The 24,187-nt window shown below is 72.1% G+C and carries 21 protein-coding genes; 8 read left to right on the top strand and 13 right to left on the bottom strand.

The features are described 5' to 3' along the window. Positions 1–90 precede the first annotated feature (90 nt). The gene (locus tag ACFWTE_RS25220; protein WP_378782376.1) at positions 91–1,455 is read right to left on the bottom strand and encodes an acyltransferase family protein; all 1,365 of its coding nucleotides are present in this window, start codon (positions 1,453–1,455) and stop codon (positions 91–93) included. 171 nt (positions 1,456–1,626) lie between these two features. On the opposite strand from ACFWTE_RS25220, the gene ACFWTE_RS25215 reads away from it, so the two are divergent. The 4 genes from ACFWTE_RS25215 to ACFWTE_RS25200 all read left to right on the top strand — a co-directional run bounded on the left by ACFWTE_RS25215 (position 1,627) and on the right by ACFWTE_RS25200 (position 5,815). Continuing rightward, the gene (locus tag ACFWTE_RS25215; RefSeq protein ID WP_378782375.1) at positions 1,627–2,550 is read left to right on the top strand and encodes a DUF3068 domain-containing protein; all 924 of its coding nucleotides are present in this window, start codon (positions 1,627–1,629) and stop codon (positions 2,548–2,550) included. A gap of 72 nt (positions 2,551–2,622) precedes the next feature. Next, a complete protein-coding gene (locus ACFWTE_RS25210) occupies positions 2,623–3,585 on the top strand; it encodes a decaprenyl-phosphate phosphoribosyltransferase (protein WP_378782374.1) in 963 nt (320 codons plus the stop codon). Next, on the top strand, positions 3,582–4,970 hold the full coding sequence (locus ACFWTE_RS25205) for an FAD-binding protein (RefSeq protein ID WP_378782373.1): 1,389 nt from the start codon (positions 3,582–3,584) through the stop codon (positions 4,968–4,970). The genes ACFWTE_RS25210 and ACFWTE_RS25205 overlap by 4 nt, the downstream gene beginning before the upstream one ends. Positions 4,971–5,062: 92 nt before the next feature. Then, positions 5,063–5,815 carry an SDR family NAD(P)-dependent oxidoreductase gene (locus ACFWTE_RS25200; RefSeq protein WP_378782372.1) on the top strand — a complete coding sequence of 251 codons (753 nt, stop codon included), beginning with the start codon at positions 5,063–5,065 and terminating at the stop codon, positions 5,813–5,815. Between the two features lie 42 nt (positions 5,816–5,857). Here the strand turns inward: ACFWTE_RS25200 and ACFWTE_RS25195 are convergent, their stop codons facing one another. From ACFWTE_RS25195 to ACFWTE_RS25165, 7 genes are all read right to left on the bottom strand, one after another. Further along, positions 5,858–7,270, bottom strand: a complete 1,413-nt coding sequence (locus ACFWTE_RS25195; protein ID WP_378782371.1) for an MFS transporter — start codon at positions 7,268–7,270, stop codon at positions 5,858–5,860. Then, positions 7,267–8,271, bottom strand: coding sequence for an oxygenase MpaB family protein (locus ACFWTE_RS25190; protein ID WP_378782370.1), 1,005 nt, complete (start codon positions 8,269–8,271; stop codon positions 7,267–7,269). The genes ACFWTE_RS25195 and ACFWTE_RS25190 overlap by 4 nt, the downstream gene beginning before the upstream one ends. 96 nt (positions 8,272–8,367) lie before the next feature. After that, on the bottom strand, positions 8,368–9,408 hold the full coding sequence (locus tag ACFWTE_RS25185) for an oxygenase MpaB family protein (RefSeq protein WP_378782369.1): 1,041 nt from the start codon (positions 9,406–9,408) through the stop codon (positions 8,368–8,370). Positions 9,409–9,678: 270 nt separating this feature from the next. After that, positions 9,679–10,260 carry an ATP/GTP-binding protein gene (locus ACFWTE_RS25180; protein WP_378782368.1) on the bottom strand — a complete coding sequence of 194 codons (582 nt, stop codon included), beginning with the start codon at positions 10,258–10,260 and terminating at the stop codon, positions 9,679–9,681. Then, the gene (locus tag ACFWTE_RS25175) at positions 10,241–10,708 is read right to left on the bottom strand and encodes a DUF742 domain-containing protein (RefSeq protein ID WP_378782367.1); all 468 of its coding nucleotides are present in this window, start codon (positions 10,706–10,708) and stop codon (positions 10,241–10,243) included. The genes ACFWTE_RS25180 and ACFWTE_RS25175 overlap by 20 nt, the downstream gene beginning before the upstream one ends. A gap of 9 nt (positions 10,709–10,717) precedes the next feature. Continuing rightward, the gene (locus tag ACFWTE_RS25170) at positions 10,718–11,173 is read right to left on the bottom strand and encodes a roadblock/LC7 domain-containing protein (RefSeq protein WP_378782366.1); all 456 of its coding nucleotides are present in this window, start codon (positions 11,171–11,173) and stop codon (positions 10,718–10,720) included. Between the two features lie 2 nt (positions 11,174–11,175). Next, positions 11,176–13,704, bottom strand: a complete 2,529-nt coding sequence (locus tag ACFWTE_RS25165) for a nitrate- and nitrite sensing domain-containing protein (RefSeq protein WP_378782365.1) — start codon at positions 13,702–13,704, stop codon at positions 11,176–11,178. A gap of 588 nt (positions 13,705–14,292) precedes the next feature. On the opposite strand from ACFWTE_RS25165, the gene ACFWTE_RS25160 reads away from it, so the two are divergent. Beyond that, positions 14,293–15,495 carry an antibiotic resistance protein VanZ gene (locus ACFWTE_RS25160; RefSeq protein ID WP_378782364.1) on the top strand — a complete coding sequence of 401 codons (1,203 nt, stop codon included), beginning with the start codon at positions 14,293–14,295 and terminating at the stop codon, positions 15,493–15,495. A 25-nt stretch (positions 15,496–15,520) separates the two neighbouring features. Here ACFWTE_RS25160 and ACFWTE_RS25155 read toward each other — a convergent pair whose 3' ends face one another. The 4 genes from ACFWTE_RS25155 to ACFWTE_RS25140 are packed head-to-tail and all read right to left on the bottom strand — an operon-like array spanning position 15,521 to position 19,493. Next, positions 15,521–15,916: a DUF3592 domain-containing protein gene (locus ACFWTE_RS25155; RefSeq protein WP_378782363.1), complete on the bottom strand. Its 396-nt coding sequence runs from the start codon at positions 15,914–15,916 to the stop codon at positions 15,521–15,523. Between the two features lie 13 nt (positions 15,917–15,929). After that, positions 15,930–16,571 carry a TetR/AcrR family transcriptional regulator gene (locus ACFWTE_RS25150; RefSeq protein ID WP_378782362.1) on the bottom strand — a complete coding sequence of 214 codons (642 nt, stop codon included), beginning with the start codon at positions 16,569–16,571 and terminating at the stop codon, positions 15,930–15,932. Between the two features lie 38 nt (positions 16,572–16,609). After that, positions 16,610–18,721 carry a YhgE/Pip family protein gene (locus tag ACFWTE_RS25145; RefSeq protein WP_378782361.1) on the bottom strand — a complete coding sequence of 704 codons (2,112 nt, stop codon included), beginning with the start codon at positions 18,719–18,721 and terminating at the stop codon, positions 16,610–16,612. Further along, positions 18,708–19,493: an ATP-binding cassette domain-containing protein gene (locus tag ACFWTE_RS25140; protein WP_378782360.1), complete on the bottom strand. Its 786-nt coding sequence runs from the start codon at positions 19,491–19,493 to the stop codon at positions 18,708–18,710. The genes ACFWTE_RS25145 and ACFWTE_RS25140 overlap by 14 nt, the downstream gene beginning before the upstream one ends. Positions 19,494–19,736: 243 nt before the next feature. Here ACFWTE_RS25140 and ACFWTE_RS25135 point away from each other — a divergent pair, with 243 nt between their 5' ends. Beyond that, positions 19,737–20,630, top strand: a complete 894-nt coding sequence (locus ACFWTE_RS25135) for a M23 family metallopeptidase (protein WP_378782359.1) — start codon at positions 19,737–19,739, stop codon at positions 20,628–20,630. Further along, positions 20,630–21,394, top strand: coding sequence for an endonuclease V (locus ACFWTE_RS25130; RefSeq protein ID WP_378782358.1), 765 nt, complete (start codon positions 20,630–20,632; stop codon positions 21,392–21,394). Before ACFWTE_RS25135 ends, ACFWTE_RS25130 begins: the two co-directional genes overlap by 1 nt. A 113-nt stretch (positions 21,395–21,507) precedes the next feature. On the opposite strand, the gene ACFWTE_RS25125 is transcribed toward ACFWTE_RS25130, so the two are convergent. After that, entirely contained in the window at positions 21,508–22,947 is a 1,440-nt protein-coding gene (locus ACFWTE_RS25125) for a GuaB1 family IMP dehydrogenase-related protein (protein ID WP_378782356.1), read from the bottom strand. A gap of 239 nt (positions 22,948–23,186) precedes the next feature. Between ACFWTE_RS25125 and ACFWTE_RS25120 the strand changes: the two genes are divergently transcribed. Next, a complete protein-coding gene (locus tag ACFWTE_RS25120; RefSeq protein ID WP_378782355.1) occupies positions 23,187–24,134 on the top strand; it encodes a CDP-alcohol phosphatidyltransferase family protein in 948 nt (315 codons plus the stop codon). Positions 24,135–24,187 lie beyond the last annotated feature (53 nt).

Genomic DNA, 24,187 nt, shown 5'->3' with positions numbered 1-24,187 from the left:
GCTTTGTCGTCAGCGGTCAGGTCCAGCGGCGCGAGTTTGGGTCCTGGTCGTACCATCACACAACTATATGGATATTTGAGACTCAGGACACTAGAGCCGGCGCCCGGGACCCGGGAACCTCCGCGACCAGCGGCGGCTGGGCTCCTCGACCCAGTGGAAGGTCGCCACGGCCAGCAGGACCGTCCCGACCGTCACCGGCACCATGTCCAGCCAGAAGGAACCGCTGAAGATCTCCTGCCCGGTGAAGTCGCGCCACAGGTACAGCACGACGAACTGCCAGAGGAACACGCCGTAGGAGATCCGGGCGAGGAACTGGCACACACGGTGCCTCAGCAGCGACTCCAGCCAGCGGCCGTCCCGCCAGGCCGCGGCCCGGCGGAGGGAGACCGGCGGGGCGGTGGGGCGCGGAGCCAGGGCCGCGGGCGCGACCACGAAGAACGCGAAGCCCGCCCCGGCCAGGGAGGCCGCCGCGGAGGTCCAGATGTCGCCGGAACCGATGAACCGCCCCCCTGTGGCCTCGGTCGCGGACAGGGCGAAGAACCCGCCCGCCAGCAGCCAGCACACACCGGGTGACGCGGCGACGGTGCGGGAGAAGCGGCGCACCGGGCCGTCGGCGCCGGGCTCCCGCCAGGCCCACTCCGACAGCACCGCCAGCGCCATTCCGGCGGCGAACAGGCCGAGCGCGCGCGGCAGCCAGGCGTGCATGTACTCGCGGGGCTCCGGATAGAACTGCGGGACCAGCGAGGCCAGGGCGAGCATCCCCATGACGGCGAGGCCGGTGAGGAGGCGCCTGCCGCGGGCGTCGACGGTCCTCCCGCCTCTCGCCCACAGGGCCAGGAGCAGGGCGAACAGCGGCAGCAGCAGGTAGAAGCCGACCTCGACCGACAGGCTCCACATCTGGCCGAGGCCGTAGGGGCCGGTGCCCACCCACGCCGGGTCGGTGTCGAAGGTGAAGGTCAGGGTCAGGACCTGGAGCCAGTAGGCGGGGGAGCCGAGCTCCTCCCGTGAGTAGACGAGCAGCGCCGTCACCGCCACCACCCAGTAGGCGGGGAAGACGCGTACGGCCCGTCGCCACAGGTAGGGGCGGGCGCGGGGGCCGCGCGTCCCGTCCAGTGCGGCGCGCGCCCAGGGCCGGTAGAGCAGCACACCGGAGAGCGTGAAGAACAGGGGCACGGCGAGGTCGAACGCGGACACCAGTCCGCCCAGGACCCCGGGGGCGAGGGAGTCGCCGGTCTCCGTGCCGACGTGGAAGACCAGCACCATCAGGGCCGCCACGGCGCGGATGCCGTCGAGGGTCTCATGGCGGCCGTCGACCTGGGGCAGGACCAGCGCCGGATCGGGGGCCCGCGGGGCGGGCCGGAGGCCGGTGGCGGCGGTGCCGGGACGTGTGCCGTCGGAGTCACTGCCGGTGGGGGCGCCGGTGGGGTCCTCGGGCGCGGAGGGAGTGGGCGCCATGGGCCTTCCAGAACGGGAGAGCGTTGAAACGCGTTTCACTAGAACGTGTTATAAAAATTCAGACACGCCCTGGTGACGTCGTTCACTACTGGGCAGTACTCTACCCGGAACTAGACCTAGTTCCACTAGACGCAGTTTCAGATCTGGACTCTCATCCGCCCAGGAGGGCACATGCGCCGTACCGTTGCGGTCGTTCTCATCGCGTTTGGAGTCTTCTTCCTCGCCGCCGCACCCATGATGCGCACATGGATGTCGAGCTCCCTGATGAAGACTCCCCTCGACTACTACAGCGAAACCGTCAACGTCGCCGAGGGGGCCACCTACTTCAACATCGAGGACGTGGAACTGGTCGAGAACGCCACCCTCGAAGCCCACGCGACCATCCGCGCCGACGTGGCCTCCAGCACCGACGAGATCGTCGTGTGGGACCAGTTCACCTGGCTGAAGGACGCCGACACCGACTTCGGTATCAGCTCAACGAGCCGCCGCGCCGGACACGACCGCGTCACCGGTGAGGCCGTCGACTGCTGCGACTCCATGGTCAACGAGGAGTCCGTCGTCCAGAGCGGGCAGGCCTGGAAGTTCCCCTTCTTCACCGAGCAGCGGGACTACGACTTCTTCGAGACCACCGTCCAGGAGGTCGTCCCCATGGAGTTCGACGGGGTCGAGGAGATCGAGGGTGTGGAGGCCTACCGGTTCGTCCAGGACGTCGAGCCGACCGTCATCGACGAGCGCACCCTGCCGCGTTCGGTCGCGGGGATGGAGGGCGACGGGGACGTCACCGGCGACGAGGTCTTCTCCATCACCCGCACCTACTGGATCGAGCCCACCACCGGCTCCCCCCTCAAGGTCAGCGAGGACCAGAACCGCGTCGTCGTCGTGGACGGCGAGGAGGTCCTGACCCTGCTGGACGCAGAGCTCGTCTTCGACGACGAGTCGGTCCAGAACGCCGTCGCCAACTCCGAGCAGGGCCGCACCCTGCTGCCGCTGCTGCACACCACCCTCCCGATCGCCTTCCTCGTCGTGGGCGTCGGCTTCGCGGGCATCGCCACCGTCCTGTACGTCTCCGGCCGCCGCAGTGACCACCACAACTGACCCCCGCCCCCGGCCCACGCCGGCGTGCCCCGGCGGGTGCGCCGGTGCGCCCGTCCCCGCACCGGGGCGCCGGTGACGGAGAGCAGGGAACGGACCGGGCCCACGGGGGACACGTCCGCAGGTCCCGGCGGTCCGGGTGCACCGAGCGGCGTCCTCGGGACGGCCCGCGCCCTGTTCCGGGCCTGTCGTCCCCGGCAGTGGCTGAAGAACCTCCTGGTCCTGGCCGCCCCCGCCGCGGCCGGGGCACTGGGCGACCCCGAAGCACTGCTGACCTGCGCGGCGGTGTTCGCGCTGTTCTGTGCGGCCGCCGGCGGCACCTACCTGCTCAACGACGTCAGCGACGTCCACCGCGACCGCGCCCACGAGCGCAAGCGCCACCGGCCCGTCGCCTCGGGCGCGCTCCCCGTGCCTGTCGCCCTCACGGTCGGCCTCGTCCTCGGCGTGGCGGCCCCACTGGCCTCCCTCGCCCTGGGCAACCCGCCCCTGTCCGGACTGATCGCCGGATACGTGCTGCTCACCCTGGCCTACACCCACCGCCTCAAGGACGTGGTGGTCTGCGACCTGGTGGTGGTCGCCGCCTGCCACGTGCTGCGCGCCGTCGCGGGCGGGGTCGCGGTCGGCGTGCCGCTGACCTCCTGGTTCGTCATCGTGGTGTCGTTGGCCGCGCTCCTCGTGGTGGTCGGCAAGCGCGAGGCGGAACTGAGGGCGTTCCGCGACGCCGAGGAGACGCCCGCGGAGCCGGTCCGGGAGACACTGCGCGGGTACACCGTCACCTACCTCGCCCAGACCCGCACCATGGCCTCGGCCGCGATGATCGTGACCTACTGCCTGTGGGCCCTGGAGCGGGGCGACGGGCCACAGACCGTGTTCCACGCGGTGAGTATCGTTCCGTTCATCATGTTCGTCCTGCGCTACAACCTGCTCGTCGACCGGGGAGCCGGGGAGGAGCCGGAGGAGATCGCCCTGCGCGACCGGCCCCTCCAGGTGATCCTCGTGGCACTCGCCGCCCTCGTCGGACTGGGGATCCACCTGTGAGCCGACCACTGCCCGACCGTGAGCCCGACCCGGCGCGCCCCGCCCTCCTCACCGGCTGGGGCCGCACCGCGCCCACCGCCGCACGCGTGGTACGTCCGCGCACCGTCGAACAGGTCGCCGAGGCGCTGTCGCGGGCCGGGGGGCGCGGAGCCCTCGCCCGGGGCCTGGGCCGCTCCTACGGCGACGCCGCGCAGGCCGCGGGAGGGCTGGTCCTGGACTGCACGGAGCTGACCGGCCCGATCCGGCTCGACACGGTCCGGGGCGAGGCCTCCGCCCCGGCGGGGACCCCCCTCGGAAGGGTCGTCGCGCACCTGCTCCGGCGCGGGTACTTCGTCCCCGTGACGCCGGGGACCGGGCACGTCACCCTGGGCGGGGCGGTCGCCGCCGACGTCCACGGCAAGAACCACCACGCGGACTCGTCGATCGGCGCCCACGTGCGCGCACTGACCCTGGTGACCCCCGACGGGCGCGTCCGCGCGCTCGGGCCCGACGGCGACGGGTCCGACCTGTTCTGGGCGACCGTCGGCGGGATGGGGCTGACCGGGGTCGTCACCGAGGTCACCCTGGCCGTGTTCCCGGTCGAGACGGCCTACATGAGGGTGGACACCGACCGGACCACCGGGCTGGACGCCACGCTGGAGCTGATGTCGCGCCCCGGAACCCACCGGTACTCGGTGTGCTGGGTGGACCTGCTGGCCGGGGGCGGCGCCATGGGCAGGGGGGTGTTCACCCGGGCCGAGCACGCACGGCTCGGGGACCTCCCCTCCGCGCTCCGGGGCGAACCACTGCGGCACCGGGCGGGCACAGCGCTCGCGGCACCGCCCTGGGCCCCGCCCGGGCTGCTCAACCGGTGGACCGTGGGGGCGTTCAACACCGCCTACCTCCACGCCGCTCCCCGGCGCAGAAGGGGGGAGGCGCAGCCGGCCGCCGGGTTCTTCCACCCGCTGGACGCCGTGCGTGGATGGAACCGGATGTACGGACCGCACGGACTGGTGCAGTACCAGTTCGTCGTCCCGTTCGGGGCCGAGGGCACCCTGGCCGCCGTCATGGAGGGGCTCTCCCGCGCGGGCGCCCCCTCGTTCCTGACGGTCCTCAAGCGCATGGGCGAGCCGACACCGGGGCCGCTGTCCTTCCCACGGCCGGGGTGGACCCTCGCCGTGGACCTGCCGGCCGACCTGCCCGGACTCGGGCGCCTGCTCGACGGCCTCGACCAGAGGCTGCTGGACGCCGGCGGGCGCCTGTACCTGGCCAAGGACAGCAGGGCGAGCGCCGAGACCGTGCACGCCATGTACCCGGAACTGCCCGCCTGGCGGAGGGTGCGCGAACGGGCCGACCCCGAGGGCGTGCTCGTCTCCGACCTCGCCCGCCGCCTGCGTCTGGTCTGACCCCGGGACCCGCCGCCCCGGCGGCGGCGCGGGACCGCGCGGACACCGGACGCGCCCCGCACACCACGACACACCACGACCGAAGGGACCCCATGCGCGACTCGGTGGGAAGGGTACGGACCGTTCTGCTGCTCGGCGGACGCAGCGAGATCGGCCTCGCCATCGTCGAACGGCTGGTCCGCGAGGGCGCCAAGGAGGTGGTGCTGGCCGCGCGAGGAGGGGTGGGGGCCCCGCCGGGCGTGCTCGCGGACCTCGGGGCCTCCGTGCACTCGGTGGAGTTCGACGCCGGACAGCCCGACACCCACACCGGCACGGTCGCCGAGGCGGTCGGCCTGGTCGGGGACCTGGACGTGGTCGTGGCCGCGTTCGGGGTGCTGGGCGACCAGGCGGCGTACGAGGCCGACCCCGCCTCCGCCGCCCGCGCCGCCGCCGTGAACTACACGGGTCACGTCTGCGCGGGGCTGGCCGTCGCGGCCCGCCTGCGCGAACAGGGACACGGCGCCCTGGTGGTGCTCTCGTCCGTGGCGGGGGTGCGGGTCCGCCGGTTCAACTTCGTGTACGGGTCGGCCAAGGCCGGACTGGACGGCTTCGCCCAGGGGCTCGCCGACTCCCTGCACGGGTCCGGGGCCCGGGTCCTGGTGGTGCGGCCGGGCTACGTCCCCACCCGGATGTCCGCCCACGTGGACCCCGCCCCGTTCCCGGCCACACCGGGCCAGGTGGCGCAGGCGGTGGCGTCCGGGCTGCGCTCGGGGGCGACCACGGTGTGGGCGCCGCGCGTGCTCCGGCCGCTCTTCGCGGGGATGCGCCTGATGCCCCGCGCGCTGTGGCGGCGCCTGGGACGCTGAGCCCTGCGGACGCGAGTCCGGCGAGGACGCAAAAAACACGACTTAGGTGCCAGAAGCCCCCGTCCGGTCGGCGGCGGGCGCCGGGGCCGACCCGGCGCCCTCGGCGGTCAGCCGGTAGAACGCCAGGGGCACCAGGCAGCCCAGCATCACCACGGCGGGCACCAGCGTGCTGCCGATCAGCATGCCGCGCAGGGCCTCGTCGCTCTGCCGGACGGCCTCGCCCGCGCCCGACTCCACGTAACCGCTCACCGCCAGCGAGAGCGACAGCAGACCCGCCCCGACCGCCTGGGCCATCGCCTCGCCGGACGTCCACACACCCGACAGCACGCCGCTCTGGCGCCGCCCCGAGCCGTGGGTCTCGGCCATGCAGTCGGCCAGCATCGACCACGGCAGCAGCGTCGTGCCGGACAGGCCCACGCCGACCAGCGCGGACGAGAACACCGCCCCGGGGAACCCCCAGACCGGGATCAGCAGCAGGCCCAGGCCGCCCAGGGCGAACACCACCGCCGCGTACCCGGCCGCGCGACGCTTGTCCACGCGCACGGACCACCGCTTCCACAGCGGTGCCGACGCGATCAGCGGCACCAGCACGCACACCATGAGGACGCTCGTGTAGCGCGGCTCGCCCATGACGTTGGCCGTCACGTACGGCACCCCGGCGACCATGGTGCCGCCCGCCACCGCCATCAGCAGGTTGGCGGGGAACAGCACGCGGAAGTGCCGGTGCGCGAACGCCACCCCCAGCTGGACCAGGAGGCCCTCGGTGCGGTGCGGGAAGACCGGGCGCGGAGCCCTCCGGATGCCGAACACGGCCCCGAGCATGGACACCAGCACCACGCCGCCCATGACCAGGCCCATGAGCCGGTACCCGACGACCTCGTCACCGGGGGCCGACTGGATGACCGGCGCCAGCGCGCCGCCGAGCATCAGGGCGAGCCCCACGAACGCGGTCCGCCAGGTGTTGAGCGTGGACCGCTCGTGGTAGTCGGAGGTGATCTCCCCGGGCAGGGCGGCGTGCGGGACCTGGAACACGGACGACGCCAGGGCGGCGGCCACGAACACCACCGCCACGTACAGGGCCGCGGAGTTCCCCTCCAGGGGCGGTCCGGCGAACATGGCGCCGAACAGGACGGGCAGGGTCAGCGCACCCGCCAGCATCCAGGGCCGGCGCGGCCCCCACGCGGAGCGGGTCCGGTCCGACCAGACACCGATGTACGGACTGACCAGGAGGTCGACCAGTTTGGGCAGGAGGACCACCAATCCAGCCAGGGCGGGGCTCACCGCGAGCGTGTCGGTCAGGTAGATGAGGAGCAGCAGCCCCGGCACCGTGTTGAAGATGCCGGTGGCCACGGCGCCGCTGCCGTACCAGGCGTGCACCGGGCGCGGCAGGGCCCCGACCGGCCCGGGGCCCCCGGAGGGGGCGCCGCCGTGTGTGGGATCGACGGCCGTGTTCACGGGTGCCCGTCCGCGGGCGCCTCTACCGAGGCGTCGGAGGGCGCGCCCGGCGCGGCCTTCCCGGTCTCCGCTCCGCCACCGGACGCTCCGGTGCCCCCGCCGTACAGGTCGGCGTGGCCGACCGGGTCCACGTCGTGTGCCACCGGGCACCCCGCCGGGAACGTGCCGATGCGGTTGACGTCGTAGCCCTCGGGGTAGCTGCGGATGTTCGGGTTCATGTCCGCCCACAGCGGTTCCTCGCGCGGCTTCATGCGGCGCACGACCTTGGCACGCAGCTTCAGCGCCGTGTCGGCCGTCCTGCGCCAGGCCCTGCTGGGCGGCTCGTACCGGAAGGTCTCGATGAGCGACTCGTCCAGGATCGCCATGGAGAACTTGCGCGCCAGCCCGGACACGCGCGGCGGGTAGAAGGTCACCATGAGGTCGAGGGTGGAGTCGGAGACGGCGCGTCCGCCCTCGGTGTAGGCGAAGTTCTCCCGCTCGTAGGTGTCGAGGAGGTCCCGGAACTGCTCGTAGGTCTCGGGGATGTCCTTGATCCCCATGTACCTGCCGAGCCTGCGGTAGTAGTGCGTGATCGCGGCGATCTCGTGCTCCGACAGCCTGCGCCAGCCGTAGCCGTAGTCGTTGAGCCAGCGCACCGGCATGACGACGAACGTGCTGAGCACGTACCGGTAGTCGTCGTTGCTGATGTCGTAGGAGCGGTGCATCTGGTTCATCCGGCGCAGGGAGTCGCGTCCCCGCCCCGGCTCGAACCCGTGCCGCATCATGTTGCCGAGGATGAGCGCGGTGTCGTCGTAGCGCTTCTGGGTACTGCCGGTGAACTCGTTCGTCCTGCCGAGCAGACCGCCGATGCTGGGGACGGCGTAGGTCCGGTACAGGGCGATCCCCAGGGCGCGGCCCATGTCCCACGGGAACTCGTGGGAGTTGAGGATCTGCATGATGCGCACGCAGTCGGCCTCGGCGTCCAGACGGTGGACCTCGTCGCGGAAGTCGAAACGTTTCATGGGAGGTTCCTTCGGGAGAGGGGGAGGGGGAATCCGGGGGTCGTGGGGTACGCCCGGGGGAGGCGCGCGGCAGCGTGCGGGGGCACGCCCGGGGGACTACGTCTCGGTGGTCCCCGTGGTCTCGGGAGCCGCTGGGGTCGCTGTGGTGTCGAAGGGCCGGGCGATGACGGGGCCGTCCGCGGCTCCGGTGGCGGCACCCTGCGGGGCGACGGCCTGGCCGGGCGCCGGGACACGGGCACCGGTGGGCGCGACGTCCTGCGTGAGCATGTCGTGCGGGACCGGGCACCCCGCCGGGAACGTGCCGATCCGGGACGGCTCGTAGCCGCCCGGGTAGCTGCGGATGTTCGCGCTCTCGCGCGCCCAGCGCGGCTTCTCGCGCGAAGGCATCAGCCGTACCACCCGCGCCCGCAGCCTCAGCGCGCCGACGCTCAGCTTCCGCCACGCCGCGGAGGGCTCCGGGTAGCCGAAGGCCTTGATCAGCCGTTCGTCCAGGAGGGCCTTGGTGAAGGGGCGCACCAGCGGGCGCTGCCAGGCCGGGTAGAAGGTCACCATGAGGTCGAGGGTGGAGTCGGAGACGGCGCGTCCGCCCTCGGTGTAGGCGAAGTTCTCCTGCTCGTAGGTGTCGAGGAGGTCCCGGAACTGCTCGTAGGTCTCGGGGATGTCCTTGATCCCCATGTGCCTGCCGAGTTTGCGGTAGTAGTTGGTGCTGGCGGCGATCTCGTGCTCCGACAGCCTGCGCCAGCCGTAGCCGTAGTCGTTGAGCCAGCGCACCGGCATGACGACGAACGTGCTGAGCACGTACCGGTAGTCGTCGTTGCTGATGTCGTAGGAGCGGTGCATCTGGTTCATCCGGCGCAGTGCGTCCCGTCCCCGCCCCGGCTCGAACCCGTGCTCCAGGATGTCGTTGAGGATGAGCGCGGTGTCGTCGTAGCGGTGCTGGGTGCGCTCCGTGAACTCCCGGGTGTGCGCGAGGAGCTCGCCGATGCTGGGGACGGCGTAGGTCCGGTACAGGGCCAGTCCCAGCGCCTGCTCGATGTCCCACGGGAACTCGTGGGAGCCGAGGATGCGGACGATGCGCTCGCAGTCGGCCTCGGCGTCCAGGGCCTGGATCGTGTCGCGCCACTCGAACCGCTTCATGGAGTACTCCAGTCGCCTTCGTGCGGGCCCGCCCGAGACGGGTCCATGGTCTGCGGGTGTGCAACGCCCGGCGGCGTTCCACGGGGCGAACTTTACCTGGAGGGTCCGTGTGTACACCGGTTCCGGCGTCCTCGGAACCGATCCGGCATCCGAACCGCGCCCCGGGCGTTCCCCGGTCCGCGTCGCGCACACACCCCGCCCCGGCACGAGGAAGGGGCGGGGGGCACCAGCCCCCCGCCCCCGCCGACACGCACGCTCCGCTGTCACTCCCTAGGCGACCATCTGCTCGGCGACCCGGTTGACCAGTGTCAACAGCACCTGTTTGGACGACTCCCGCTCCCGGGCGTCGCACAGCACCACCGGGATCGCCGGGTCGAGGCTCAGCGCGTCGCGGACCTCGCCCGGTTCGTAGGCGTGGGCGTCGTCGAAGCAGTTCACCGCCACCACGAACGGCACACCGCGCCTCTCGAAGAAGTCCACCGCCGCGAAGCACGTCTCCAGACGGCGGGTGTCGGCGATGACGACGGCACCCAGGGCCCCCTCCGACAGCTCCTCCCACATGAACCAGAAGCGCTCCTGGCCCGGGGTACCGAACAGGTACAGCACCAGGGCGGAGCTGATGGTGATGCGTCCGAAGTCCAGCGCCACGGTGGTGGTCGTCTTGGACTCCACCCCGGACAGGTCGTCGACCCCGTAGCTGGCCTCGGTCATGACCTCTTCGGTGTTCAACGGGGCGATCTCGCTGACGGATCCGACCAAGGTGGTCTTGCCCGCACCGAAACCTCCCGCCACCAGGATCTTCAGTGCCGAGGGGACGGTCGTCTGCGTGTCGTCAGAGTCGCTGGATGCCATCGAGAACCGCCTGGAGTACGTCCCGGCTCACCGGGCTCTTAGCTGTGTAGGGGGCACGGGCCAACGCGAGGCCGCGGTTGAGGAGGTCGCTCAGAAGCACCTTCACCACGGCCACCGGGATGTCCAGGTGGGCGGAGACCTCGGCGACCGACAGGGGTCGGCGGCACAGCTCCAGGATGCGGAGCTGCTCCGGCTCCAGGTCCATCTCGTCGACCTCGGCGCGCTTGGCCGCGATCACCACGCTGATCATGTCCAGTCGCACGGTGTCAGCGTGCTCGCGGCCCTGCGCGATCACGTACGGGCGGACGAGCGGTCCGGCGTCCTGCTGACCGGCCGGTTCGGGGGTCCCCGGGGCCTCCGGTGAACCCCCGCCGTACCCGCGGACCGCGTCGCGGCTCGGCAGGCCTTGAGGTACCTCGCCGTGCGGGAACTCGTTGTGCGCTTGCATGACCGTCCCCTATCGCGTGTCTTCCCCGGAGGCGTCCCCGTGTCTGGGGGCGGCGTCCAGATACCGGCCCACCTGCCCGACCAGGACGTTCATCTCGTAGGCGATGAGCCCGACGTCGGCGCTCTCGTCGGCGAGTACAGCCAGGCACGCCCCGCGTCCGGCGCCCGTGACGAACAGGTAGGCGCTCTCCATCTCCACCACGGTCTGGAGGACCTCGCCGCCGCCGAAGTGGCGGCCGGTGCCGCGCGCCAGGCTCTGGAACGCGGACGCCACCGCGGACAGGTGCTCGGCGTCCTCCTTGACCAGCTCGTGGGAGCGTCCGATCAGGAGGCCGTCGGCGGACAGCACGATCGCGTGCCGGGATCCGACCGCACGGTCGAGCAGCTCGTCGAGGAGCCAGTTGATGTCCTTCTTTGCCGCGCCGTTTCCGCTGTCGCGCGCGGCGCCTTCGGGAGTACTCGTCACGGTTAGGCGTCCTTGTCGGTGTCGTGGGTCTGCTGCTTGCCTTCGCGCCGTCCGCGGTCCGTCCCCTTCTGGAAGGCGGACATGTTCTTGCGCAGGCGTGCCAGTCGCTCCCCGCTGTCGGTCGCCTCACCCGCGGGGGTGCCGAACGCGGGTCCGGTCGGGCCGTCGGGCACGGGATCGGTCGCCAGCTGCGGCGCCAGGTTCTCCTGCGGACGCCGCTTGGGCAGCGCGGGTCGACCTCCGTCGGCCTCGGCCGCGGCGTCCGGCTCCTCCGCGGCACCGGGCGCGGGGACCGCGCTGATGTTCTTCCTGCGCGTCGGAAGCGTGGGACGTCCGCCCTCCGCGGGCGGGAGGGGGGAACCGGTGTCGACGACGGGGCCGAGGAAATCGTCCGGCATGCCGCCGTCCGACCCCTCGGTCGCGGTGTCCTCGCCCGGGGCGGACACGGAGGTCAGGACCGGTTTGGCACCGGCGGGCGCGGACTCCAGTTCGCCGGGGGCGCGGTCGATGATCTCCCGCACCTCCCAGATGTCCTCACGGCCGGACTCGGAGGGCGGCAGCGGGGTCCGGTCACCGGAGATCAGTTCGTGCGGGAGCAGGACGATCGCCTGCACGCCTCCGTACGGCGACTGGCGCAGGTGCACCTTGATGCCGTGGCGGTGGGCCAGGTGCGAGACCACGAAGAGACCGAGGCGCATCTTCTCGTTCAGACGCATCACGTCGAACTCGGGAGGGCTGGCCAGGAGTGCGTTCGCCGAGGTGAACTCGCTCTCGGTCATGCCCAGGCCGCGGTCCTCGATCTCGACCGTCACGCCGTTGGGCACGTCGTCACTGCTCAGGCGCACCTGCGTGTGCGGCGGCGAGAACATGGCGGCGTTGTCGACCAGCTCCGCGACCAGGTGGATGACGTCGGCGACGGCCGGGCCGTTGAGGTGGACGCGGGCGATCCGGTCGCGCTTGACGCGCGTGTAGTCGCCGGACTCGGAGATGGCGCCGCGCAGCACGTCGATCAGCGGCATCGGCCGGTGCCAGGTCCGGCCCGGGGCCTCGCCGCCCAGGATCAGCAGGTTCTCGGCGTTGCGCCGCGAGCGGGTGGCCAGGTGGTCGAGCTTGAACAGCTGGGCCAGCTGGTCCGGGTCCTCCTGCTCGCGCTCCATCTTGTCCAGCAGGCGGAGCTGCCGGTGGACCAGTGTCTGGCTGCGGTGCGCGATGTTGAGGAAGACGCGGTTGACGCCCTGGCGCAGTTCGGTCTGCTGTACCGCCTCGTTGATGGCGGCGCGTTGGGCGGCGTTGAACGCCCTGGCGACGTCGCCGATCTCGTCGTCGGCGGTGTTGAGCCCGGTGAGGGAGGTGTCGGTGTCCACGCGCTGGCCGTCGTGCAGGCGGCGCACGAGGTCGGGGAGGCGGTTCTCGACGAGGTCGTGGGAGTCGTCGCGCAGGCGCAGCAGGCGCTCGGTGAGGACGTTCGACGAGCGGCGTGCCAGCAGGAAGGCGACCGCGATGACGGCGGCGACACCGAGACTTCCCCCGACGGCCACACCGACCGCCTGGTTGGCGTCCCCACGGGAGACGGCGGCGGAGTGTACGGCCTCGTCGGCGCCCAGCGCGGTCAGCTCGGCCAGGACATGGTCGTAGTCGGACCTCCACTGGTCCTGGTCGACCGGCATGGAGAGGTCCTCGACCTCGCCGGCGACCAGGGTGATCGGGTCGGTGACCGTCTCCGTCGTGATCCGGCGGTCGATGATCTCCTGCTGCATCTCCTGGAGCCGCGCGTACTCGGGGCTGTCGAGCACTGCCTGGAGGCGTTCCGCCTGGCCCTCACCCTCCAGGTAGTGGCCGTTCCCGGAGAGGAGGTTCTGGTAGGCGCCGACCAGTTCGGTGAACTCGCGCTGGTCGGCCGCGGTCAGCTCGTCCCCGGCGAAGGCGCGGGCGATCTGGGCGTCGCTTCGCGCGAAGACGTCGACGGTCCGGAACATGTACACGGCGGTGAAGGCGGGGCTGACCGAGTCGCCTCTGTTCCCCTCGCGGACCTGGCTGTCGAAGCTGTCGGCGCCGTGCAGGACGAGTTCGTTGTAGTAGTCGAGGACCTCCCCGCGTGAGGCCTCTCCGGAGTCGACCGCCTCGCGGAGCGCGCCGATCTCCCCGTACTGCTCGTGCAGCATCCTGATGTGGTGGCCGCCCTCGCCGGGGGCGAGGTCGGCGAAGTCGATGAGCTCCCCGATGACCACGCCCATGGTGCTGTCGGTGACCTCCCTGGCCTCGGCGAGGTCGACCGCCAGCTGCTCGCTCCCGGGGTTCTCGATGAAGGCGATCGACTGGGACCGTTCCTGCATCACGTCCACGAGGCCGACCGCGGCGGGGGTCACCATGTCCTCGGTGGCCTGAGCGCGGATCAGCTGCGTGACGGCGTCGCCGGTCAGGGCGAAGGTGAGGATCAGCCAGAGCGCGACGAGCGCGGTGGTGGGGATCATGACCATTGCGCGAATACGGGCGGTGATCGTCCGTCCGCGTCGCTTCGGTACTGCCTGCACGGTTCTCCTGTCGATCCGCGTCTTCGGTCTGGTGGTTGCGGTGCGGGGCCGCGAGAGGCCGGGTGTCGTGGGGGCACCTCTTGGCCTGTCTGTGCGCGGCCTCCTGCCCCGCGGGCGGCGTCCGTCGGGGGTTCTCGACGCGGGACGTACCGCAGGGTAACTACAAGCGCGGCTTTTCGGCGTTGGGGATCGTATCTCGCACGTGAAGCGCCGAAATATCCGGGTTGGTCAAGGCAGTCTGCCATGAAGGCGGCGAATGTCCACCCTTCGCCCAGGGGTACTGCTGTCGCCTGCTGTGAATAAATGGTGACAATGGGACAAAAGTCACATATGGCAGAGAGTGCGCGTCCACCCTGTTTCGCGTGACAACTCCGGGGTGCCCGGGGCAGCACGGTGAGCCGGTCCCGGGTCAGGACGGAGGCGGCCGAAGTCGTTGTTCGGTCCCCACCCGGCAACGGAGCGTACTAGCGTTGCGGCCCGGAGCCGGGAAGGGCCACGCGGACGGGGAGTCCGAGGGCATCGGAACGCCGGAGCGCCCGGAGGCCGGGAGCGATGGCACCGACACGGCCGGAGGACAGGGGAAGCATCATGGGTCGACCGTTCGGCGGGGGACAGGCCGCCATCGAGGTGGCGCTCGCCGTCGTACCGCTGCTGGTGGTCGCCGGCGCCGCTCTGTACCTGCGCGGACAGCACCGGCGCTACGGGTGGCCGCACGGCTGGCCGGGGACTCTCACGGCGGCCGCTCTGGTCGCGGGGGCGGCCCTGGCGGCCTACGCGGTCTGGCCGCTGCCCGCCTCCGTCGACGGACTGTGCACAGGAGGCCCGGGCGGCGCCACGGGCGGTGGGTTCACGGCGCCGATCGGAGGAGCCTCCACGGGAGGCGGGGCCGGCGCGGCACACACGGCCGGGAGCCTCGCCCTCGCGTTCGGGCTCTTCGTGCCGGTCGGCCTCCTGGCCCGCTACCGCTTCCGGCGGGGCCCGGTGGTCACCCTCCTGGTCGGCGCGGCGCTCGCCGCGTCCGTCGGCGTGGTGCGTGCGACCGGGGTCCTCGGTCTGTATCCGTGCGGCTACGCGCCCACCTCTCCCCGGCTGGTCGCGCTGGGCGTGGCGGGGGTCCTGGCCGGGTGGCTGGCCGCCCGCCTGCTCCTGCCCCTGTGGCCCGGTGGCCTCGCCAGGGGGTGGCCCGTCGCCGTACCCGACCGCGTCGCCCCCGGCCTCGGCCGGCGCATGGCGGGCACCCTGCTCGACCTCGGCCTGTGGTGGTTCGGGTCGGCCGCGCTGGTCGCCCTGCTGCACGCCTACGACGTCGTGGGCCCCGGCCAGGACGGCCGCGCCCGGACGGTCGTGTTCCTCGGACTGGCCTTCGTGGGCGCCGTCGCCTTGCCCCAACTGCGGCGCGACCGCGCCACACCGGGCCGGGCCGCCGTCGGACTGGGGCTGGGCGAGCGGGAGCTCCCGCGCCCCGCGTCCCGTCGGCGGGTCCTCCTCCGGACCCTCCTGCTCCAGGTGCCGGCCGCCGTCCTCCTCACCCTGGGGCTGCCCTGGGTCGCGCTCGCCGTGGTCGCGGCGCACGCCGCGGGCGCCCTGGTCCGCCCCGACGGGGCGGGACTGGCGGACCTGTTGTGCGGGGTGCGTGTGCGCACCCGTTCCACCTTGGACGGAGGACTGCCCTCACGGCTGGTCCGCTACTCCGAACCCCGCGAGGGGGCCCTGGCCGGAGCCGGGCCCGCGACAGGACCTGGCCAGCGGCTCCTCCCCGAACCGGACCCGTGCCGCCCGAGGACTCCGTGAGGACGAGGAGGGGTCGCCGGGCGGCCTAACGCCACTCCAGGTAGCCCAGGAGGAGCCCGGTGCACACCAGGATCGCGCCCAGTCCGCCGAACAGCCCCCGCACCCAGTGGCTCAGCCACGGCGCGGAGACGATGCGCGCCAGCGCGGGATCGTCCGGATCGTAGGCGACCGTGACGATCTCCCCTGCGCGGGAGGCCGTCCAGCCGGTGTTCTCGTGTTCGGCGTGCACCTCCTGGCCCTCCTCCGTACGGAACTGCACGATCATGCGCGAGGCTGTCGAGGTCTCGTTGTAGCCGATCACCCGGCCCTTGGCGCGCATCCCGTAGCGGACCAGCCGCAGTTCGAGGCGTGTGTCCCGCGCTACGAGCCAGAGGATCACGGCTCCGGCCACGAGGGGGAGCAGCGGATACAGCTCGGCCATGGGGGGCGTCCTCTCAGGCGTTGTTCGACCCGGGCGCGGGTGCGCCGACCAGGCCCTCGGCCACGTGGGCCAGGGTCGCGTGGATCTCCTCGACCGGCCGCTGCGGCTGGAGCGTGCGCCAGTCCAGGGCCACGGTCACCACCATGCCGAACAGGGCGGACCCCGCCAGCCCCGTGTCCAGGCCCGGGCGCAGAGCCCCCTCGGCGGCCAACCGCTCCAGCTGGCCGGAGATGACCCCGATCGCCTCGGTGCGGATCTGGCGGACGGTGGCGTACCAGGCCCGGTTGGTACGCCAGGCCTCCGCCATGAGGAGCCGGGCGAGGGCCTCGTGCTCGCCGATGAACACCACCCCCGCGCGCAGGACCGCGGTGAGTCCCTCCGCGGGGGACGCGGAGGGGACGACCGCGCCCTTCAGGGTGTCGGCGAGCCGCGTCACCCCCCACTCCATCAGCGCCGTGTACAACTCGCTCTTGCCGCCGAAGTTGTAGTAGACGGTGCCCTTGGCGACCCCGGCTCGCTCGGCGATCTCGTCCACCGTCGTGGCGCCGTACCCCTGCTCGGAGATCAGGTTGACCGCAGCCTCGAACAGGCGGTGCCTGGTCGCCTCTCGGCGTCCGCCTCTCGGACCTTCGTTGCTCGGGCTCATCGGGCCCATTCTGCCCGTATCGGCGCTGGTTGCGCCACGTCGGGTCCTCACAGCTTCAGCGCGGGGTAGAGGGAGGTCATCGTCCACACCCGTCTGCGGTCCACGGCCAGCCACGTGAGCAGCAGCGGAACCACCAGCCACAGGCCCATCACGCCGAAGGCCGTCCACACCAGTGTCATGTCGCCGCCCCCGAGCAGGTTGCGCATCGCCGTCACACCCCAGTACAGCGGCAGGTAGGGGCCGATGGCCTGGAAGAACCCCGGACTGGTCTCGATCGGGTACGTGCCGCCCGCCGAGGTCAGCTGGAGCACCAGGAGGGCCAGGGCGATCACACGGCCCGCGGCCCCGAACCGGACGTTGAGGTACTGCACCACGGCGGTGAACGCGGCCGAGGTCAGCAGCAGGAACGCGATGACCAGAAGCCAGTTCTGGGCCTGCAGGCCCAGGAACAGGTGCAGCGCGCCCAGCATGACCGCCACCTGGCCCGCGCCGAGCAGCAGCGGTACGACCCGTCCGGCGAGGGCGACCCGCCAGGAGGGGGCCGAGGACGCCAGAGCACGGGAGGACAGGGCGGGCAGCACCATGAACACCACCATCGCTCCCACCCACAGGGACAGCGGGACGAAGAACGGGGCGAACCCCGACCCGTAGTTCGGGGACTCGTTGGCGATCTCGCTGTCCAGACGGATGGGCTCGCTCATCATGCCGGCCGCGTCGCTGCGCCCCTGGTCGGAGTAGGTGGGGATCTCACCAGCGCCCTCTCCGAGCCCCTCGGCGAGTTCGCCGGAACCCGACGCCAGCTCGCCCAGCCCCTCGTGCAGGTCGCCCGCACCGCCGCTGAGCCGGCCCAGGCCCGAATCCAGGTCCGAGGCGCCCTCCGAGGCGTCCGCCAGCCCGTCGCGCAGCGCGGCGGAGCCGGTGGCGAGTTCTGCCAGCCCCTCGTCCAGCTCGTCGACCTCGTCGCGGGCCTCCTCGGCCCGGTCCACCATGTCGGGGAGGTCCTCGGAGAGCGCCGCCGCCTGTTCGCTCAGCGAGGCGGCCTCCTCGGCGGCCGCCTCGATGTCGTCCCTGTTGTCGTCGACGTACCCGGCCACGGACAGGGCGGTGCCCATGGCCTCCTGGAGGTCGCGCAGCAGCGTGTACAGCTCGGGGTCCTCGGTCTCCAGCTCCGGGTTGTCCCGGAGGTGGGAGGCCAGCCTCGTGTCGACCTCGGCGAGTCCGTCGGTGTCGATGTCCTCGGGCAGTTCCTCCAGGGCCGTGGACAGGGCACCGGTGACCTCGGCGGCCGTCTCGGCGCGCTCCTGGATCGCGGGGACGTCCTCGTCCAGTTGGGGGAGCCACTCGTCGGCCAGCTCGTCCAGTTTCTCCACCTGGGTGGAGACCTCCTCCGAGGCGGTACCCGCACCCTCGGCGAGGGACTGCGAGCCGGTGTGGAGCTCGTCCAGGCCACTGCTCAGCGATCCGGCCCCGGAGTGCGCGTCGTCCACGCCCGTGGACAGTTCACCGGAACCCTCCTCCGCGCTGTCCGCGCCGCCGGACAGCTCGTCGGCCCCCTCGGCGGCGTCCTCGGTCTCCCCGTGGATCCGGTTGAAGCCGACGAAGATCTCGTCGAGGTAGTCGCTGATCGCCGACGCCGCGGCGGCGTCGCGGACCTCCTCGAAGGCGCTTCCCGCCAGCTGGCGCACGATGAAGCTGTTGGAGTCGTTGTAGTGCGCCTCCAACATGGCCTGGACCGGTGCCTCCCGGTCGCGGGAGGGCGAGGAGAGGTCCTCGCTGAAGCGCGGGGGGATGGTGAGGGAGACGTAGTAGTCCCCCTCGGCGACCCCGTGCGCGGCCTCGTCCGCGTCGACCAGGTGCCAGTCGAGGTCCCCGCGGTCCAGGAGGGTGTCGGCGAGCTCGCCGCCGGCGTCCATCTCCCTGCCGTCCACCTCGACGGGCCGGTCCTCGTTGACGAGCGCCACGGGCAGGTGCTGCATCCTGCCGAACGGGTCCCAGAAGGACCACAGGTACATGCCGGAGTAGAGCAGCGGGATGAGCATGAGCGCCGCCAGCGCCGCGGTGGGCAGCGGGGAGCGAAGGAAGGAGCGCATGGTGAGAAGGCCGAGCCGGGGCACGGCGAAGGGCCGCATGCGCGGTCTGCCCCTCTTATGCCTGTTCATGGTCGTCACCGTCCCTCCGGCGGCCGAGGAGGTCGCGGACGCGGACCGTCCCCGGACCGGTGGCCCCGTCGTCGCCGGTCGTGCCCTCGCCGCCGTCCGGCCCGTGCCCGGGGCCCTGGCGGATCGGGATCGGTCCCCGGGTGTCCTGCCCGGCGACGGTGTCCAGCTCCTCGGCGTCGGCGCAGGTGGCGATCACGGTGAGACCCTCCGCCGCCAGCCGGGCGAGGGTGAGCCACATGGCGGCCCGGTGTTCGCCGCTCAGCCCGCCGTCGACGTCGTCCACGGCCAGCAGCCGGGGTTCGGCGAGCAGGGCCAGGGCGACTCCGAGGCGCCGCCGTTCGAGCATGGACAGGTCCTTGACCAGGGTTCGGCGGTCCAGGGTGCCCAGGTCGGCGGCCTCCATGACCTCGTCGGCCAGACCCCGCGCCGCGGGGCGCATCCGCAGGAGCAGTCCCTCGGAGAGGTGTTCGCGTACCCGGAGGCGCTCGTCGAGCGCGTTGACGTCGTCCATCAGGCCGAGGGAGCTGATCCGCCGGACCCTGCGGGCCCGCCGGGGCAGCTCGTGGCCGTCCACGTACACGGTCCCCTCCGACGGCCGCATCCTGCCGGTCAGGGTCAGGAGCAGTGCGCTGCGGCCGCCTCCCGAGTCGGCCTGGAAGACCGTGAGCGTGCCCGGCCGGGCGACGAACTCGACCCCGGTGTAGACGGGACCCTCGCGTGTGGCGAGCGTGACGCCCTCGGCCCGGACACGAGCTCCGGTGGCCCGACGCATACCTGCACCCCCTCTTTTTGAACTGACCAGTCAGTGCAAAACTGGCGGGTCCACGGTACTGCGCCGCGACCTCCCGGTCGTACGTCCGGTGCTGTGGGGTGTCGCACAGCGCGGAGTGCGGGGTTCCGCGCCGTGCTCGCACCGGGCCCTTGTGCTCGGGTCGCGTTTGTGCGTAAATCCGTAATTACGTAAACTCAAGAGACATCGAAGGGCGGTACGGATCCGCCCGGACGGAGGAAAGCCATGCGATCGGCGGCCAGGGTGTGCGGACTCCTCGTCCAGTGGAGCGTCGTCGTGATCCTGGGGGTGGTCCTCACCCGCCCGCTCCTGGACTTCTCGGGGTGGTGGAACGTGGCCGCCCTGGCGGTGTTCCTGGTGCTGGGAACACTGACCCTGCTGTTCGGCCGCCTCGCGCGCCGGAACACGCCGCCGGAAGCCGTCGAGGTGGCCCCACCGCTCAGCGGGGCCTGGCTGGCCATGAACAGCCCGGCCGACCGCGTCCCCAGCCACGGCACCCGCGCCTACGGCCAGGAGTACGCGATCGACGTCCTGACGGACTCCGAGGAGCGCCCGGCCTTCGGCTGGTGGCCGCCGGTCCGGCACAACCGGGACTTCCCGACCTTCGGCGAACCCCTGCTGGCCGTGGCGGACGCCGTGGTCGTCCACGCCCGCGACCACCGCCGCGACCACCTGAGCCGCAACTCCTACCCGGCGCTCGCCTACCTGCTCGTGGAGGGGGCGGTCCGCAGCCTCGGCGGAGCCGGACCCGTGGTCGGCAACCACGTCGTCCTCGACCTGGGCGGCGGCGTCTTCGCCCTCTACGCCCACGTCCGGCGCGGTTCGCTGAAGGTGCGCGAGGGCGACCGCGTCCGGACCGGCCAGACGCTCGCGCTGTGCGGCAACTCCGGCAACTCCACCGAGCCGCACCTGCACTTCCAGCTGATGGACCGGGCCGACCCCGACCTCGGCCAGGGGATCCCCTTCACCTGGCGGGGCGTCGGCGTGCCCGCGAACGGGGAGCGGTTCGAGGTCCCCGACCCGGTCGGGGGCCGAGGCCGTCCCAGCGGCGGTACGGCCCCCGTCCGCGTACGGTTGGATGGACGGGCGGAGTCGGACCGCGCGAACGGGGGGACATGATGTCGGAGATCGCAGAACGGGTCGCACGGGTCCTGGACGACCCCGAGAACTGGCCCGCCGACCCGCGGGAAGCCGTCGCGCGCCAGCGCGCCCTGGCGGACCGCGTGCGGGTCGAACCGCTGGACCCGGACGCCGTACGGCTGGTGGCCGGGCTGGACGTCAGCTACGCCACGGACAACTCCGCGCTGTCGGCGGCGGCCGTCATCCTGGACACCCGGACCCTGGAGGTCGTGGAGTCCGTCGCGATCTCCTCCGAGCCGACGTTCCCCTACATCTCGGGGCTGTTCGCCTTCCGTGAGCTGCCGCCGGTCCTGGAGGCCCTGGGCGCGCTGCGGACGACACCCGACGTGTACCTGTGCGACGGGTTCGGCCTGGCGCACCCGCGCCGCTTCGGGATCGCCTCCCACCTGGGAGTCCTGCTGGACCTGCCGGTGGTCGGCTCGGCCAAGTCCGTCCTGTACGGCAAGCACTCCGTGCCGGGGAACGAACGCGGGGCGTGGACGCCCATGGTGGCCGGCCGGTCGGAGGTGGTCCCCGACTCGTCCGCGCTGGAGCGGGAGGGCGCCGAGGTGATCGGGCGCGTCCTGCGCACCCGCACGGGCGTCAAGCCCGTCTACGTGTCCGTGGGGCACCGCGTGGACCTGGAGGGCTCGGCGGAGCTGGTGCTGCGCCTGTCACCGAAGTACCGCGTGCCCGAGCCGGTCCGGCACGCCGACCGCCTGTGCGGCGAGCACCGCAAGGCGGTCCTCGCCGCCGGGGAGTAGTCCCGCGGGGCCCGGCGCACGGCCCGAGCACGTGGACGCCGGACGGGCCCGAGCCGGTCCGGCGGACCCGCGCCCGGGACGCCCGGCTGCCCCGGGCGTCCCCGCGCCGGGGCCTACCAGCTGGTGGGGACCGGCCGTCCCTCGTTGTAGCCGGCGGCGCTCTGCACGCCGACCACGGCGCGCTCGCGGAACTCCTCCAGCGAGGTGGCGCCCGCGTACGTCATCGAGCTGCGCACACCCGCGATGATCTGGTCGATCAGGTCCTCCACGCTGGGCCGCTCCGGGTCCAGGTACATGCGGCCCGTGGAGATGCCCTCCTCGAACAGGGCCTTGCGCGCCCGCTCGAACGGGGAGTCGTCGGCGGTGCGCAGCCGGACCGCGCGGGCCGAGGCCATGCCGAAGCTCTCCTTGTACTGCCGCCCCTCGGCGTCGCGCATCACGTCGCCCGGCGACTCGTAGGTCCCGGCGAACCAGGAGCCCACCATCACGTTGGACGCACCCGCCGCCAGGGCGAGGGCCACGTCGCGCGGGTGGCGTACTCCGCCGTCCGCCCACACGTGCCCGCCCAGGTCGGCCGCGGCCTCGGCGCACTCCAGAACGGCGGAGAACTGGGGCCGGCCCACGGCCGTCATCATGCGGGTGGTGCACATCGCGCCCGGTCCCACACCGACCTTGACGATGTCGGCGCCGGCCTCGATGAGGTCGCGGGTGCCCTGGGCGGTGACGATGTTGCCCGCCACGATCGGCACCTTCGGGGCGAGGGCCCGCACCTTGGCGATGGCGGAGAGCATCTTCTCCTGGTGGCCGTGCGCGGTGTCGATGACCAGGGTGTCGGCACCGGCGGCCAGCAGCTCGGCGGCCTTGCCCGCCACGTCGCCGTTGATGCCCACGGCGGCGGCCACGCGCAGGTGGCCCTCCGAGTCCACGGCGGGCGTGTACAGAGTGGAGCGCAGGGCGCCCGTGCGGGTGAGCACGCCGACCAGGGCGCCGTTGTCGTCCACGACCGGTGCGAGCCGGTGGCGGAAGTCGTGCAGCTTCCCGAAGGCCTCCCGCGGCTCGGTGTCCGCGGGGATGGTCAGCAGCTCGGTGGACATGACGTCGCGCAGCTGGGCGAAGCGGTCGACGCCCGCGCAGTCGGCCTCGGTGACCACGCCGACGGGGCGGCGGGCCCCGTCGACCACGATCACGGCGTTGTGCGCACGCTTGGGCAGCAGGTTGAGGGCCTCACCCACCGTGCTGGCCGGGTTGAGGGTGATCGCGGTGTCGTGGACCAGGTGCCGCTGCTTGGTCCAGGAGACGACGTCGGTCACCACCTCGATGGGGATGTCCTGCGGGATGACCGCGATGCCGCCGCGCCGGGCGACGGTCTCGGCCATGCGGCGTCCGGCGACCGCCGTCATGTTCGCCACGACCAGGGGGATGGTGGTGCCGGTTCCGTCCGGGGACGACAGGTCCACGCTGAGCCGGGAGCCCACCGAGCTCCGGTTCGGGACCATGAACACGTCGCTGTAGGTCAGGTCCTGCTGCGGGACCTGGTCGTTGAGAAAACGCAATGCCTCTACCTCGGTCGAGACCGAAGGGGGTGGACCATCCGCTGCTCCGCACACGGCCGCCTGTTGATCCCCCTCTTACCAGTCAAGTATGCCGTCACCGATTAGGTCGGACGCCCCTCGGTCTGGCATGATGACTCGATTCCCGCCGACACAGCCCTTTCCCCTGCCCTGGTCAGCGCTTCGTTGAACGGTGGAGCGGCCGGAGCTCCGGGGGGAGTGTGCCCTCCTGGAGAGCCCGCATGCCGCGTTTCACGTTCGCGCAAGTCAAGGAAGAGACCTACAAGGCGAAGGACGCCTGGTGGACGGTCTTCCTGGTCGATCCCCTCGCAGGGCGTCTCGTGGTCTGGACCGCGAACCGCACCAACATCACCCCCAACCAGCTGACGCTGGGCGCCGGTGTCCTCGGACTGCTCTCCGCCCTGTGCTTCGTGGCCCCGGTCCTCGTCGAGGGCACGGGCTGGGCCTGGTTGGTGCTGGGCGGGCTCCTGTTCCACCTCAGCTTCGTCCTGGACTGCATGGACGGCAAGATCGCCCGCCTCAAGGGAAACGGGTCCGTCTTCGGGAGCTGGGTCGACTTCGTGTTCGACCGCATCCGGTTCTTCGGGTGTGTCATGGCGCTGCTCGTCACGCAGTGGGCGGTCACCGGGAACGCCGCCTACCTGATCGTGGCGCCGGTCGTGGTCTTCTTCGACCTGCTGCGCTACCTCAACGGGTCCCAGGTCGCCAAGACCCGCCGGGCCATGCAGCTGACCCTCGCCGAGCTGTCCGGTGACACCGACGCGCGGCGTCCCAGGACGCCGGGGCTCGGCGACGCCGACCCGGAGGACGACGAGATGGCGGACGCCCCCGCACGTCCGGACGCCCCGGCCCCGACCGGCTTCTACCCGCGGGTGCGCGACTTCCTGCTCCGGAACAGGGTGCGGCCCCACCTCTTCAGCGGCATCGAGTTCGAGATGTTCCTGTGCGTGGTGGCCCCGATGACGGTGGTCCTCGCCCTCTTCACCCCGCTGAACAGCCTGATCATCCCGACCGCCGTGTTCTCGGTCCTGGCGCTGGCCTTCTTCGAGGTCGTCCTGGTGCTGCGGCTGTGGAAGGACACGCGCAGGTTCGAGGCGCGCCGCCGTGAACTGCTCGCGGCAGGAGCCGCCGGGGCGGCCCCCGCCGCGACGGTCGTCAACGGGAGCTGAACCGGCCGGTACCCGGCAGCGGAGAACGGCGGGGGCGGAGCGCTGATGCGCTC

The organism is Nocardiopsis sp. NPDC058631 (assembly GCF_042716955.1).
Classification (GTDB): domain Bacteria; phylum Actinomycetota; class Actinomycetes; order Streptosporangiales; family Streptosporangiaceae; genus Nocardiopsis.
This window is presented reverse-complemented; position numbering and strand designations above follow the sequence as displayed.